Source organism: uncultured Roseibium sp., assembly GCF_947499295.1.
Taxonomy (GTDB): Bacteria; Pseudomonadota; Alphaproteobacteria; order Rhizobiales; family Stappiaceae; genus Roseibium.
In genome coordinates this window covers 1-428 of the sequence record NZ_CANMNP010000143.1, presented here as the reverse complement: position 1 = coordinate 428, position 428 = coordinate 1, and the positions used below count along the sequence as shown (strand labels likewise).

Sequence of the window (428 nt, the reverse complement as noted above, 5' to 3'; positions counted from 1 at the left end):
GATCACCTGCTCCGCAATTTGAGAGCTGCACAGGCAATCATAGCCTCTAAATCAACATCATTCCGAAGGTGTTACGGTCCCGAGTTCGCCGGCCGGCTACTTGACCAGCGGGCCTATCTGAACAAAGTCGAATTGGACTTCTCCAGGCCAGGAAAACCAACGGATAATGCCTACATTGAAGCCTTCAACAGCCGTCTGAGGCAAGACTGCTTGAACGCTTCCTGGTTCCTGTCCATGTCAGATGCACGGGCCCGTATCAATGAGTGGAGGATCGACTCCAACGAAAACCGGCCGCATTCATCGCTCGGAAACTTGACGCCGAGCGACTTTGCAGCCCAACTGAACGAAACCCGAAAAGTTGCATGAAAACCGGACCAGAAACGGGGTGAGCTCCAACCCAGTCATGCACTAACAATTAAAACGGACCA

1 protein-coding gene is annotated in these 428 nt (G+C 52.6%); it reads left to right on the top strand.

From position 1 onward, the window contains the following. Positions 1 to 366 (top strand): transposase (locus Q0835_RS30160; protein ID WP_298967193.1); only part of this gene is annotated, 366 nt, incomplete at its 5' end. Positions 367 to 428: the final 62 nt, after the last annotated feature.